The 14622-nt window shown below is 40.0% G+C and carries 13 protein-coding genes; 1 reads left to right on the top strand and 12 read right to left on the bottom strand.

Going from position 1 to position 14622, the window contains the following annotated elements; translation table 11 throughout:
- Window positions 1-6: 6 nt before the first annotated feature.
- The 8 genes from ureC to urtA all read right to left on the bottom strand — a co-directional run bounded on the left by ureC (window position 7) and on the right by urtA (window position 7186).
- Window positions 7-1713: an urease subunit alpha gene (gene ureC / locus ACTJJ9_RS14100; protein WP_145582262.1), complete on the bottom strand. Its 1707-nt coding sequence runs from the start codon at window positions 1711-1713 to the stop codon at window positions 7-9.
- On the bottom strand, window positions 1710-2033 hold the full coding sequence (locus ACTJJ9_RS14095; RefSeq protein WP_145582261.1) for an urease subunit beta: 324 nt from the start codon (window positions 2031-2033) through the stop codon (window positions 1710-1712). The genes ureC and ACTJJ9_RS14095 overlap by 4 nt, the downstream gene beginning before the upstream one ends.
- A gap of 29 nt (window positions 2034-2062) precedes the next feature.
- The gene (locus ACTJJ9_RS14090) at window positions 2063-2365 is read right to left on the bottom strand and encodes an urease subunit gamma (RefSeq protein ID WP_145582260.1); all 303 of its coding nucleotides are present in this window, start codon (window positions 2363-2365) and stop codon (window positions 2063-2065) included.
- A 69-nt stretch (window positions 2366-2434) separates the two neighbouring features.
- Window positions 2435-3136: an urea ABC transporter ATP-binding subunit UrtE gene (urtE, locus tag ACTJJ9_RS14085; RefSeq protein ID WP_145582259.1), complete on the bottom strand. Its 702-nt coding sequence runs from the start codon at window positions 3134-3136 to the stop codon at window positions 2435-2437.
- A 1-nt stretch (window position 3137) separates the two neighbouring features.
- Entirely contained in the window at window positions 3138-3881 is a 744-nt protein-coding gene (gene urtD / locus ACTJJ9_RS14080; protein ID WP_145582258.1) for an urea ABC transporter ATP-binding protein UrtD, read from the bottom strand.
- Entirely contained in the window at window positions 3856-4926 is a 1071-nt protein-coding gene (gene urtC / locus ACTJJ9_RS14075; RefSeq protein WP_145582257.1) for an urea ABC transporter permease subunit UrtC, read from the bottom strand. Before urtC ends, urtD begins: the two co-directional genes overlap by 26 nt.
- 13 nt (window positions 4927-4939) lie before the next feature.
- Entirely contained in the window at window positions 4940-5842 is a 903-nt protein-coding gene (gene urtB / locus ACTJJ9_RS14070) for an urea ABC transporter permease subunit UrtB (RefSeq protein ID WP_145582256.1), read from the bottom strand.
- A 99-nt stretch (window positions 5843-5941) separates the two neighbouring features.
- Window positions 5942-7186: an urea ABC transporter substrate-binding protein gene (gene urtA, locus ACTJJ9_RS14065; protein ID WP_145582255.1), complete on the bottom strand. Its 1245-nt coding sequence runs from the start codon at window positions 7184-7186 to the stop codon at window positions 5942-5944.
- 478 nt (window positions 7187-7664) lie between these two features.
- On the opposite strand from urtA, the gene ACTJJ9_RS14060 reads away from it, so the two are divergent.
- Window positions 7665-7991 (top strand): hypothetical protein, encoded by a 327-nt coding sequence (locus tag ACTJJ9_RS14060; RefSeq protein ID WP_255451906.1) that lies wholly within the window; start codon window positions 7665-7667, stop codon window positions 7989-7991.
- A 57-nt stretch (window positions 7992-8048) separates the two neighbouring features.
- On the opposite strand, the gene ACTJJ9_RS14055 is transcribed toward ACTJJ9_RS14060, so the two are convergent.
- From ACTJJ9_RS14055 to ACTJJ9_RS14040, 4 genes are read right to left on the bottom strand one after another with little or no spacing between them, the layout of a single operon-like run.
- Window positions 8049-11267: an AAA family ATPase gene (locus ACTJJ9_RS14055; RefSeq protein WP_145582254.1), complete on the bottom strand. Its 3219-nt coding sequence runs from the start codon at window positions 11265-11267 to the stop codon at window positions 8049-8051.
- Window positions 11248-11955, bottom strand: coding sequence for a hypothetical protein (locus ACTJJ9_RS14050; RefSeq protein ID WP_145582282.1), 708 nt, complete (start codon window positions 11953-11955; stop codon window positions 11248-11250). The genes ACTJJ9_RS14055 and ACTJJ9_RS14050 overlap by 20 nt, the downstream gene beginning before the upstream one ends.
- On the bottom strand, window positions 11915-13324 hold the full coding sequence (locus ACTJJ9_RS14045) for a hypothetical protein (protein ID WP_145582253.1): 1410 nt from the start codon (window positions 13322-13324) through the stop codon (window positions 11915-11917). Before ACTJJ9_RS14045 ends, ACTJJ9_RS14050 begins: the two co-directional genes overlap by 41 nt.
- Window positions 13300-14577, bottom strand: coding sequence for a DUF2399 domain-containing protein (locus ACTJJ9_RS14040; protein WP_145582252.1), 1278 nt, complete (start codon window positions 14575-14577; stop codon window positions 13300-13302). The genes ACTJJ9_RS14045 and ACTJJ9_RS14040 overlap by 25 nt, the downstream gene beginning before the upstream one ends.
- Window positions 14578-14622: the final 45 nt, after the last annotated feature.

Here is a 14622-nt window from a genome sequence, read left to right as displayed (position 1 = left end):
CTCACCTCAAAATAAAAAGTATCGTTGTGCTAATGAAACCTTTTCATCTGGCTCACAGGTAATCAATTCACCGTTCACCTTCACCTCATAGGTTTGTGGATCCACTTCGATTTCAGGCGTTTCTCCGTTTAACTTCATATCTTTTTTCGTTAGCTTACGAATATTTTTGACGACAGCGATTTTCTTCTGTAGCCCGAGCTTTTCATGAACACCTTTCACAAAAGCAGCATGTGATAGAAATGTATACGATGTCGCATATTTTGCTTTCCCGAAGCTAGCAAACATCGGTCGGTACATGCTCGGCTGTGGTGTTGGAATCGATGCATTCGGATCGCCCATCACACTCCAGGCAATCATTCCGCCTTTTACGATAAGTTCTGGCTTTGCCCCAAAAAAGGCAGGATTCCAAAGGACAAAATCAGCAAATTTACCAACTTCAATTGAACCAACATAGTCAGAGATTCCGTGGGCAATCGCTGGGTTTATCGTGTATTTTGCGATATAACGTTTGACACGAAAATTATCATTCTCTTCACCCTTGATAAGCTCTCCCCGCTGCCGCTTCATTTTATCTGCTGTTTGCCACGTCCGAGAAATCACCTCACCAACTCTTCCCATCGCCTGCGAATCAGAGGAAATGATGCTAAACACCCCAAGGTCATGAAGAATATCCTCAGCTGCAATGGTTTCCTTGCGAATTCGTGAATCAGCAAACGCTAAATCCTCTGGAACAGACGGATCCAAATGGTGACAAACCATCAGCATATCCAAATGCTCTGCAATTGTATTAACGGTAAACGGTCTTGTCGGATTTGTTGACGACGGCAGGATGTTCGGATATGAGGCAGCTTTAATAATGTCTGGTGCATGACCTCCGCCTGCTCCTTCGGTATGATACGTATGGATCACCCTTCCATCAATGGCCCTTAACGTATCCTCGACAAAACCACCTTCATTGAGCGTATCGGTATGAATAGCAATTTGAACATCGAATTTGTCGGCTACGGTTAACGCTGTATCGATATTCGCTGCCGTTGTCCCCCAATCCTCATGAAGCTTTAAGCCAACTGCACCCGCTTCGATTTGCTCGATAAGTGCCGCTTCACTCGAGGAATTCCCCTTACCGAGAAACCCTAAATTCATCGGAAACTCTTCTGCCGCCTTGAGCATTTGGCTAATATTCCACTCACCAGGTGTACACGTCGTTGCATTCGTCCCAGTTGCGGGGCCAGTCCCCCCACCTAGCATTGTTGTTATGCCTGATTCGATCGCGACTTGAATTTGCTGCGGGCTAATGAAATGAATATGTGTATCAATCCCACCTGCTGTTAAAAGATTCCCTTCACCAGCAATGACCTCAGTTGAGGCACCTATGACAATGTCAACATCATCCATTAATAGCGGATTCCCTGCCTTGCCAATGCCAACAATGATGCCATCCTTTACGCCGATATCTGCTTTGTAAATCCCGGTATAATCAACAATTAAAGCATTCGTTACAACTAAATCGACGGTATCACTCCGCGTAGCTAGCGGATGCTGGCCCATTCCATCACGAATGACCTTGCCACCGCCAAACTTTACCTCATCTCCATATGTTGTATAGTCCTTTTCGACTTCGATAAACAGCTCGGTATCAGCAAGTCGAACCTGGTCGCCTGTCGTCGGCCCGAACATATCCGCATATTGCTTACGTGACATTTGAAAACTCATGATTCCTCACCTTTCTCAAGCGATCCATTCGTCATATTGTTTAAACCAAAAACCTTCCTTTCACCGGAAAAGGAAATAAGCTGAACTTCCTTGCTATCACCCGGCTCAAAGCGGACCGCTGTTCCAGAAGGAATATTCAATCTTTTCCCAAATGCCTTTTCACGGTCAAAGGCAAGAAAGCTATTCACCTCATAAAAATGAAAATGTGAACCAATTTGCACAGGGCGGTCTCCTCTATTAACAACCTCTAACGAAATTGCCGTTTTCCCCTTATTACACGTAATGGCCTCACTTTTCAGCCTGTACTCACCTGGTATCATCCTTCACCCTCTTTTCCTTTATCATCCTGTTAAACAATCGGATCGTGAACAGTCACGAGCTTCGTCCCATCAGGGAATGTCGCCTCAACCTGGATATCATGAATCATTTCAGGAACTCCCTCCATGACATCGTCACTCGATAAAATCGTTCGTCCATACTGCATCAGCTCAGAAACAGACTTTCCATCACGAGCGCCCTCCATTACCTCGTATGTAATAATGGCGATCGCTTCTGGGTAATTTAATTTCAGTCCCCTTGCTTGTCTTCTTCGTGCTAAATCGGCGGCGACGACGATCATTAGTTTTTCGTGTTCTCGTGCTGTTAGTTTCATGCTTTCACCTCCTTGGGGACAGTCCCCCACTCCTTTAAACCACTAAACTGGGGACAGTCCCCCACCGCTTTAAACCGCTAAATAACGATGCAATTCTTCCTCATTCAGCTCATCACACTTCCCACTCAGCACCATGTGCCCCTTATCAAGGATGTACACCTCATCTGCACACGACAAAACAGCGTCTAAGTTGTGCTCGATTAATAAAATCGACATCCCCTTTTCTCGTGATATTTTCACGAGGACGTCCTGAATGAGCTGAACAATTGATGGCTGGATTCCTTCCATCGGCTCATCAAGCAAGAGGAGCTTCGGGTTGGAAATAATCGCGCGGGCAATCGCAAGCTGCTGCTGCTGACCACCACTTAAATCTCCACCTTTTCGATCAATCATCTCTTCAAGGACAGGAAACCACTCAAAGATTTCCCTCGGGATTTCCGATGATCGCTTCGACTTAGGCAGTGCCTCCATCCCAAGAAGCAGATTTTCCTTAATCGTTAAATCGGAAAAAATCTCCCTTCCTTGTGGGACATAAGCCATCCCCGCTCTTGCGCGGTGCTCTGGCCGTTCCTTCTTCCATTCAGTCGTCCCAAACGTAATCGTCCCTTTGTCAATTGGCAAAAGCCCCATGATTACCTTGACGAGAGTTGTTTTCCCTACCCCATTCCGTCCGAGAAGCCCAACAATTTTCCCTTCAGGAATCTCCATTTGAACGTTTCGGAGGATCATCGTTTCATCATAGCCAGCCTGAAGCTCTTGTATATGAAGCATCCTATCCCTTCCTTCCTAAATACACATTCCTGACCTCTTCGTTTTCCTGAATATCATCCATTGAGCCCACGCAAAGCACCTTGCCCTCGTGCATAACAACAACCTTCGTTGAGAAATTTCGAACAAAATCCATATCATGCTCAACAATCAGCACCGAGCATTCCTTAGCAATTTCCTCAATTAACTGCCCTGTCTTTGTTCGCTCCTCACCAGACATCCCCGCAATCGGCTCATCCAATAACAATAGCTTCGGTTCCTGGATTAACTGCATGCCAATCTCTAACCATTGCTTTTGTCCATGTGATAGAGAGGAGGCTGGCTCATTTCGGACATCATACAGCCCGATTCTCTCTAACAACTCCTCGATCTTCTGTTTTTGTCCCGAGCCCATTTTCGCAAACAACACGGAAAACAAATTTTTGTTTTGCTTCATCGCAATTTCTAAATTTTCAAACGGGGTTAAATGCAAAAAGATACTCGGTGCTTGGAATTTCCTAGCAACCCCATGATGGACAATTTTTTGCTCAGAAAGCTTTGTCAGCGTAACATCCCCAGCAAACCTCACTTCCCCATTCGTTGATTTTGTTTTCCCACAAATGACATCAAGCAACGTCGTCTTCCCAGCACCATTCGGCCCGATTAAAAATAAAATTTCGTGATGATGAACATCTAAATTGACCCCTTGGAGTGCCTTAAAGCCGGAGAAATCAACCATGACATCACGACACGACAGTATCGGCTGCATTTTTCTCCACCTCCTTCCCCTTTTTAAAGAGACCGAGCTTAAGCTTATCAACTAAGCCTGCCAAGCCATTTGGTAAATATAAAACAACGATGATGAAAAGCGCCCCTAAAATAAACGTCCAAAAATCAGGATATGATTCACTTAAGAAGCTTTTCGCACTATTCGTCAAAATCGCGCCAATCGCAGCACCTAAAATCGAATATCTGCCACCGATCGCCGCCCAAAGCACCATCTCAACAGAAGGAATAATCCCCATCATCTCAGGTGTAATCATCCCAACCTGTAAGACGAAAAGCGCACCGGCAATCCCAGCAAATGCTGCTGAAAGCCCATAAATAAACACTTTATACGTAGCTGGATTGTACCCAAGGAAGCGAAGACGATTTTCCCCATCCCGAATCGCGATAAGCACTCTCCCGAACCGAGTCTTCGTTAAAACAAGCGAAATCACCATAATCACCGCCAAAATGATGACCGTTAAATAATATAAGAAGCTTTTCGTCTGCGGATCCGCTAACGGTACTTGAAAAACAGTGAAAAAATTCGTTAACCCACTCGTTCCCCCTGTAATATGCTGCATCCCAATAAACAACGTAACTGCCACAACGACAACCGCCTGCGAGATAATCGAAAAGAACACACCTTTAATCCGATTTTTAAACGTAAAATACCCGATGATACAAGCGATAATGAAAGGAACAAGAACCGCTGCTGCAATTGCGACAAACGGATTTTTGAACATCGTCCAAATAAACGGCACCTCAGTAATTCCGTTCCATTCCATAAAATCAGGAATCCCACTCGGCGAAGCCTCTAATTTCAAATACATCGCCATACAATAGGCACCTAGGCCAAAATAAACCCCATGCCCTAAGCTTAAAATGCCTGTGTACCCCCAAATCAGACATATTCCCACGGCAATAATCGCATAGCATAAAAACTTCGCTAATAACCCGACGCGAAAATCAGAAAGAAAAAGCGGGGCAACTAACAGCAATAAAATAAACACACCATAATACGCACCTTGGTTATACTTCTTTAACATGACTTCACCTCCATTAATCAAGCGCTCGTACCTTCGCACCTACAAGTCCAGTAGGCTTCCATTGTAGGAAAAGAATAATAAATGCAAACACAACAACCTTGGCAATCGTTGCACTTGTTGAAAGCTCAACAAATGTACTTAAAATCCCTAGTAGCAATGCTGCAAAAATCGTACCCTTCAGCTTGCCAACTCCACCTAACACAACAATCATAAAGGCATCCACGATATACGACGTCCCAAGAGTCGGACCAATTGAGCCGAGCAACGTTAACGAGCAGCCCGCAATTCCAGCAACTCCACTCCCTAACGCAAACGCGAGACTATCAACTCTTCTAGTCGAAACACCTAAGCAAGACGCCATATCACGATTCAACGTAACGGCCTTCATTCGTCTGCCTGATGATGTCTTATAAAGATAGATAAAGAGAAAAACTAAACTAATCACGACTAAGCCAATGATAAACAGACGCTTATAAGGGAATGTTACCCCTGCTAATGTAAGCCCACCGTTTAACCATTCAGGTGCAATCACAGCAACATTCGGTGCACCAAAAATGCTTCGTGCTGCCTGTTGTAAAATCAAGCTAACTCCCCATGTAGCGAGTAAGCTATCAAGTGGTCGCTCATACAAAAACCTAACAATGCTTTTTTCAATTAATAAGCCAATAAGTGCAGCTACAATAAAAGCGAGAGGAATGGCGAGAATAAAATAATAACCAAACGCCGATTGCGGAAGATATTGAATGAATGCCTGCTGAAGAACATACGTGGTATAAGCACCAATCATAATAAACTCTCCGTGCGCCATGTTAATAATATTCATTTGTCCAAACGTAATCGCAAGTCCTAACGCAATCAACAACAGGATCGAACCAAGGCTCACCCCGTTAAATAGCTGGGTCACAATAATTGACATTGTACTCCCTCCTTCTGTTGGTAATTGAAAAAGAAATCAGTACCCGCTCGCTCTTTTTCTAGCAACCTACTAAAATCAAGAACGAACGGAGTACTCACATTATTTCTGTCCTAATTCAGACGCCCAATCATATGACTTTAAATATGGATCTGGCTTAATCGGCTCACCTGAATTCCACACCTCTTTAAATTGTCCATCTGCTTGAACCTGACCAATCCGGACTGTTTTATAAAGATGCTGTGTTTCTCCGTCAATTTTGACAAGACCACCTGGTGCTTGGAACTCGATTCCATCTGCCGCTTCCTTGACCTTATCTACTTCAACTGATCCAGCCTTTTCAACTGCTGCAGCCCATAAATACACAGCATTGTACGCAGCCTCAATCGGGTCACCCGTCACACGATCATCGCCATATTTCTTTTTGTAGTTCTCAACAAACTTTTTATTTTCTGGCGTATCTGTTGTTTGGTAATAGTTCCACGCTGCATAATGCCCTTCAAGAACATCTGCACCAATTCCGCGAATTTCCTCCTCAGCAACACTTACTGATAAAACAGGAATATCCTCTGGTGTAATCCCTGCATCACTTAATTGCTTGAAGAAGGCAACATTGCTATCGCCGTTTAATGTATTAAAAATTACACTTGGTTTCGCTGATTTAATTTTGTTAATAATCGTGTTGTAATCTGTATGCCCCATTGCCGTATATTCCTCAGCAACGACCTTACCGCCCTTCGCCTTAACTTGTGCGTTAATAATTTGGTTTGCCGTTCTTGGGAACACATAATCAGAACCAACTAAGAAGAAATCTTTCCCAACGTTTTCTAGCAACCAATCAACCGCAGGAACAATTTGTTGGTTTGTTGTCGCTCCGGTATAGAAGATATTCGGGGAGTCTTCCATCCCTTCATACTGTACTGGATACCAAAGCAAGCCATTGTTTTGTTCAAATACTGGAAGCATGGCTTTTCTACTTGCTGACGTCCAGCCACCAAAAACCGTTGCAACCTTATCCTGTTGAAGAAGCTTTGTCGCCTTCTCAGCAAACGTCGGCCAATCTGATGCCCCATCCTCAACAACTGGCTCAATTTGCTTTCCAAGCACCCCACCAGCCGCATTAATCTCTTCAATCGCCATTAATTCTGCATCACGTAAGGAAACCTCACTTATCGCCATCGTGCCACTTAATGAATGAAGAATCCCAACCTTAATCGTATCTCCACTAGACTCGGACCCACTAGAGCTTGAGCCTGAAGACGACTCCTGCCCAGGCTCACTCGTTTGCGATGAACAAGACGCAAGCATAAGCACCATCATAAAAAGAACTAAAAAACCTTTTTTCATCTCAGTACACCCCTCTTTTTTCTTTTGGTTTAGCGTTAGTTTCTGATAACTTCAATGTTTGTCATATTTTCTATCACATTATGTAAAGATTTCTAACACTAAAATCATAATATACTGAAAATTAACTATTTTCAATTGGTTTTTTGATCATTTTTTACTACAAAATAGACAGAAACCGTTACCAATCTAGTGATATCAACAATAAATAATGTAATAATTTCTCACATCAAAAAAGTGTTCTTCTTCACTTTTGCATTTAGTGCATCAAAAAAGGTGCTATCCCTCTCCTGACTTGCGCGAATAAGGAATAACACCTTTTTTATTTAGTGTGAAAACATATAAATTAACGAATTGATACCATAGATAAATGAAAAGTTACTAATTAAGGGAAAAGAAACGATAAAATGGACATGATACTCGATTCCATCCATACGAAAAAATCAATGTATACGATCCAGTTGTTCGGTCAAACTACTAGGTGGAAATCCACTATAGAAAGGAAGCAACAATCATGATGAAGGAACTAATCGAGTCCGCAATCAAAAACGTAGAAAAGGCTTACGAAAACCCCGAGTCCGCAGACTTAACCGACACAATCAAACAGCTTCAGGAAGCAAAGGAGCAATATGGTGATAAAGGAACAATGATCGAAAATGCGATTACCGCGTTAATTCAAGCACAGCATTCAATTGCACATATGGATACTGCGAAGGATTTTGCACCGTCGTCAGCATTTGGGCAGGCGCATAATGCTTTGGAGCAGGCGATGGAGTCCTTTGTTGAGGTGGATAATGATCCGGTTTGAGGTTGGCAAATGAAGAGACGTTTCACACGATTCCATTAGGAAGCGCGTGAAACGTCTCTATATCTCCTTTATATTATCCTTAACCCGTTTCACTTTAAACACTGTACTTTTTGGTATATTTGGATTATGATGCACGACATACGCTTTAGAAAAACGATACAGGTATTCTTCTTCATGTGATTTTGGAGTGAGGATAATCATTTTTCGTTGCAATTCTTGTTCGTATAATCCGAACACTTTATCTTTTCTCCCCTCATCTAGGGCACTATCAAATTCATCTAGAACAATGTATCCTGGTGATGAGTCAATAGTTTGCAATAATGCAAGTGCAAACAATAAAGAACTGAGTGATTCCTCTCCACCAGATACACCTTTTCCTACTTTGCCACCACGTGCTTTAACACTAACATCTTCTAATTTTCCACGGTGGCCTTCTTTTCTTGCCTTAATAAAAAGCGTGTACCGAATTTGTCCTCGTCGATCGGTATTCATATCCCATTCGATTTTTCCTTCAAAACCGAATAAAGTCATATAGTTAACAAATTTCTGGTTCACACCTATAATCTTCATATTAATAGTATCTTCAAGTTCTTCTTTAAATCGCTCCATTCGTTCCGAATACTCTTCTAATAAAATCCTTGATTTTTTCACTTCATTCTCTGACCGATCATATTCCTCTTTCATTTTCGCATAGTTTTCAGGCGCAGCTTCATCTATCCCAGTTTCGTTTAATGCAAATTCAAAAATTGTTTTTCCATTATTGCATAAGTCTTCTGCTTGAGGTTTTGTTAACTCAGAAAATGCCCCGATCTCATCGGTAAATTTAGCAACCAATTCTTTCGTAATTTCTTGAAGCATCTGTACTTCTTTTCTTGTTCGAGTATATCCTTCCTCGTTTGATATCCTTTCTTCTGAACTTTCTTTTATTTGCCGCTCCATTTGGTCAATTTCTCGGTCCTGGAAAGAAAGCTCTGCTTCTGTATCTTCTAGTTTTCTCGATAGCTGTTTTTCATCACGTCGTTTTGTATCTAATGTATTTGAAATTTCATCTAATAAATGATTCTTTTCTTTTTTACTTTGACTAATATCCATAAAGATACTCTTTAAATCCTGAACTTCCGTTATTTTCGCCTGTTCTTTTTGAAATTGTTGGTAGATTTCTAGATATTCTCGGTAAGTTGATTTGGATAGTTCCCATCTAACTAATGACTTTCTTTGTTCATGTAACTCATTTTGAATCCTTCGATATTCATTTTCATTAGCTTCTATTTCTATCCTTACTTTATCATACTGACTTTGCCGCCATTCTCTTTCACTTTCTTTCGTTAAGAACGCCTCAGCCTCTTTAAGAGACTCTTTTCTCCTAAAGAGGATAGAATTTCGATTATTAAGATCATGATTATCTTGTTCAAGTTGAACCTTTCTTTCCTTGACCTGTGTAAGTTCTTTCTCCAGTTTCACTCGCTGAATTTCTAGCACCTTTTCACTTAATATGATTCTTTTTTCCTCTTGTGGTCCACGAATCCCTTTCTCATCAACTAGCATCCCATTTACGATTAATGGCTTTTCTTCTTTAAAAAATGATTCTATCCACCAAAGAGCTTTAATTGCAAAGGGATATAGACGCTCATCTAGATGATTTTTCACTTTTAGATGCTTGTCTTGTAGATGAATGATTGTTCTGTCTGGAATTAGGTTTGGTAATGAAACATGATAAAGATCATTTGGAGCTTGAAATATTTTTTTATTAACAAATATCGTATATTTGATCGTATCGAATAAGTATTCATCATTTTGGCTTGCTGCCTCATCTAATTCTACAAGCTCACGTAACGGATAAACCTCAATCTGATTTCGTTCAAAATATCGGATGGACTGCTCCTGGCGCAGATTGTATACTTTATTATTTTTTAGTAGTGTCAGTTCTTTTTCTATCTTTTGCTCTTTTTCATTCGCATCACGTAATCTATCTTTATTATGCTCAATTTCAAGATTATTTCGATCCATCTCCGTTTGAACCGTATTACTACTTTGATAAGTCTCGATTAAGTCATTATATTTTATTTCAAGCTCTTTATCCTTCTTAATTTCAATTGATAATAACGCACTATTTGATTTTAGGACATCCAATCTATCCGATAATCTACTAGCTCTTGTAACCATTGCATTTATAGAAGTATCTAGTTCATTATATTTCCTTTCCGCTTCAGTCAGCTTTACCTTAACTTCTCCTTCTGACATACCAATACGGTCAACCTGTTTTGTTATCTCGGCAATTTGTTCAGATATTGCCTCGATCTTCTCGTTGGTTTCTTTTAACTGTTTATTTAAATCTTCTACCTCTAATTCCAATTCTTTTTCTCGATTTTCAAGTTGGCTAAGCAGCACTCTAAATTGCTGAAATTCTTCCTTTTTGTCAAAGAGATAGATTTCCTTCTGCCGTTTCGCGTCAATCTTTTCCTTCTTATTCGCTAACAATTCTTCAATTTGTAATTTTAGCGAGTCAATTTGTTTTAGATAATATGTTTCCAACCATTTTAAGCCACGATAATATTGGTTAAATCCTTCCTCACGGCGGCGATTTCGATCATGGTACCGTTCAAGTTCCATTTCCTTTTGCTTTAAATGCATTTTATTAAGACCTTGTTTGCCCTCTGCTTCTTGTAAGCTTTGCTCCGTTTCTTTAACAAGCTCCTTACTTTCTTCCCAATTTTTCTGAATTTTATTGATTCCGTTCATCTCACTAAAAATTCGGAAACGTTCCTCTGGATGCATAATAGCAAATTGGTTGACTTCCTTTTGGTACCAAATTAAATAAAAGGCATCTGGGTCGACAGCATACTTATACAACACTCGATTTTTATATTCCGAAAAATTCAAATTGCCACCACTAGTAAATTTCGTAGTGCGCTCCCATTTGTCAATTTCGTCGCCCTCTTCAATATAAAACTCTCTTTTCATTTGTTCACCAGGTTTTTGTTCAATTTCCAAGCGGAATTGTACATAAAGGGGGGCATCGACCATAATTTCTCCTGCATTTTTGAATAGAAGATCAACTTTCGCTCTCCAAGTCTGATTCGATGGTAGATTATTAGACTTTAACCCTTCTACGTCTACTTTACTCGAATAAAGAACCCCACCCATACAAAAGGTTACAGTTGACTTCCCCGCTCCGTTAGGGCCGGAGATTAGAATATGCTCATCGTCCCCAGATAAATCCAATGCGGTAGGCGTATAATCTCGAATTCCAGAAAATCTAAGTCTCCAAGGTATCATTTGGCAATCCCCCATTCATGTTGTAGCGTTTAAAGAAGCGAAGGACATCCTCCAAATGAAGCTGATTAGATTGACTGAACTCGGCATATCTTCGTAAAAATGAATCAGAAAAAAGATGGGCACCAATCGTTGTTAGCTGATACGCTTCTTCATCTGAGGTAGTGTCATAGATTTCGATCGCACCTATTTTCTTCAACGGATCTAAATTCGCTTGAATTTTTCTTGTAACCTGTAACGATTCATGGCCAAAACTATTAATCAATTGTGAAAACAATGTATACTCATTTTGAAGCACTTCTTGATGATAAAAAAGAAACATAAGGATGGCTAAACTCTCCTTATTTAACACGTTTCTAGCTTGTTTTGCAGGAACACGCATAAGTGCCACTACTTGATTTCTACGCTCATCATAAATCACTTTGAAATAACGGTTAACAGCTTGATTCACTCGCTTTAAAAAAGAAAAAAATGCCTCTTCCCCATTTACACCAAGTAACTTTTCAACTTCTTTACGAGAAAGCCCAAAATTCCCCATTCGAATCGTAGCAGAGGAAGAAAATAAAATTTGCATAAAAGTAAGCTCTTCGTCCTTCGTTAAAAATCCTTGAATTGACTGTAATGCACTCAGGGGATTATCATTACTAAATTCACTTGCTTCGTTTTCTAATTCCGTAGCTGCCTTGTTCATCATCTGCCCACCTCCAATCTCTTTCTTCAACATTGCCTTGTAATTTCCGTTTAGCGTTTTGATCAATATCTGCCTTTTTATTTGCAACTAGTGCAGACACTCCGATTAAACCGTTTAATACATCACTCCACTTATCAGATCCAGCCTTTATCACTAACTCATCTAATCCAGCTTCTTCTACCTCATCAAGGTATTTTTCAATGTGCTCAGTATGAATCATTTGCTTCGTCATTTGCCATTTCGAATCACCCATTAATTCTTCTAAGCTTTCTTCCATGATTTCATCTATCTCTTGATATTCTTCCTCCAACTCCTCATCAATTTCATCTGTTACAGGTTCATAATTTTCAATATAGTCTATCCCTTGAGCTATAGCGTTTGGAGATAAGGGGCTAGCGAATTTAACCGGTACCCAAAGCCCATCCATCTCTTCATCCTCGTACTGCCCCTGTTCCATAAAGCTAAGAATTTGATGTGCGTTTGGAATATCGGAACCAATTGGCGGATCAAACGATTGCACGATAAAGTTTCTTAGTAAATCTGGTTGGATCGTTTTAATGAAATTTGTCTCTTGCAGATGGGCGAACTTGAGAATTTTGTTAATGGTACCAAGGCTAATTTTGATCCCTTCACTAATAGCTGTCATTCCTCGCTGTTTAATTGAAGCAAAGACTAATTCTTGATCAAATGTTTCAAATTTGGCGAGACGTTCAACCATTTTCATTTCCAATTCTTTCATCAATTGATGGATGACTTCTACTTGAGATAATGCATTACGATCAGCTAAATATTCTAATTCTCTTTCAGTAAGTAGCAAAATGGCTTCCTCTACATTTTTAATCATACTAGCTAATTTATTTCCACCAGAAATACCTTTATCATCATAGGCTTCACTTATTTCCGCATCTCGTTTCGCTTGAAACAACGATTTGGCAACATCGTCATTCATATAATATGCAAGCGAATCATTGGCCAATCGAATTAGAACATCCATCATTCTCTTCCCTAAATCGCGCATCTTTATTCGCTTTGGTGTCTTCGTTATCCAATTGAATTTTCCTAATACATAGATTAAGTGTTTCACATATTCAATCGTCATCTCTTCATCATAGCCATACGTGTGGCGATACCGATAAAAGAGCGTGTCCTCACTTTCAATCGATTCAGTCATGCCGAGTGCTTCTTGATTTATAAGATTAAGAACACGTATGAAGCGTAATACATTCTTTGGAGCATGAAATGATTCCTTGTCACTTAATTCATTTAAAACACCTGCTAAAGCAGCCATATCACGCATCGTTTGGAGTAGCTCTGGTTTGTCCTCATCTATGCTAAAAATAGAAATCAATGGTTGATCCAATTTCCCCACAGTTCTACTCCCCCAATCTCTTGCTCCTGTTCTTCTTTTTGAACATCTATTGCTCTTTCATATCTTGATTGAAACTCTTCCAACTTTTGAACAACTTCTAATGGTGGAATAACCCATTTCGTTAATACCGGATACCTTTGCGCGATTGCTCCTACAGCTTTGGCAATAATAAGTCCTGCTTCATCGACATCTGTCCAAATGATCACTTGTTTTACTTGCAAAACAAGTTGCTCTATCAATCGTCGATGTGCAGATCTTAACTGACCATCAATTCCTAATACGATACTCTTTGAATCTATCAAAAAGTTCTTTTCATAAGCCATCCTTGTTACGACCCCTCGATTCTCAACCAACCACAATACCTCCGCATTAGTTTGGAAGTCCTCGGTAAAAACTGCTAAATCTGTTGTTGCATGAATGGGTCCGTGCTTGTACGAAACACTTTCCCCCTGCATTTGCCCAGTAAAATAAATCGGTGTAATCGTACCTAAACTGCTTAGCCCAAGAAGATGTAATGGATACTCAAGTAACTCTTCAGCACTTTCTATAAATTCCTTTTTATAAGAATCAAATTCCTTTGAGCCCCCAATTCTGCGATAATGCCTAGCACCAATCTGCTTCCAATCAAAATGTTGTTCGATGATTGAAATTTGATAAAAGGCAACTAAAAAGTGCAAAAATAACAATTGCTTTTGAAACCTCCACGTAGGACTAATTTCGTTCATTTTATCCACAGTTACAATTTCATCTAACATTTCTTTTAATCTAATAAGTTTTTCTTTCCGTTTAAGGTTAGGTATAGGAGAAGATAACTTTGTCTTATTCCACTGATCTTTCCAATCAAGGAAGGAATTCATTTTCTCTGAAGCTCGTTCATTCTCAACTTGCTTTTTATAATGAAATAAAGACAATCCCATTCGATACTGTTCACTTATAACAGTTCGCTCGTCTTTCGCCAAGCGATACTCCCTAATAATCCATCCGTTTCGGATATACTCATACGTTTCGTTCGTAAGTTCGAATTGTTTCTTTGTCTTTGTGCTAGAAAATTCTTTGAGCAAACTATTAGGTGGTGTATTCTTGCAATTTAACCCCAACGTCAAAACCGCAACCGTCCTTCTAGTTCGGGTAGTCTTTTTTACAATAGGAATATCTACAATCCCATGATTCTCACTACTATCCAGTAAATGAATTTCTTCATTTTTCAATAAAATATTTTCATATAAATACTCTTTCCATGCATCATTTATCAAACTTTCGTCCCCCTCTAACGTAGTTTTATTTTATCATAGTGAAAG

The sequence above is a fragment of the Metabacillus sp. 22489 genome (assembly GCF_052044855.1).
Classification (GTDB): Bacteria; Bacillota; Bacilli; order Bacillales; family Bacillaceae; genus Metabacillus; species Metabacillus niabensis.
This window is presented reverse-complemented; position numbering and strand designations above follow the sequence as displayed.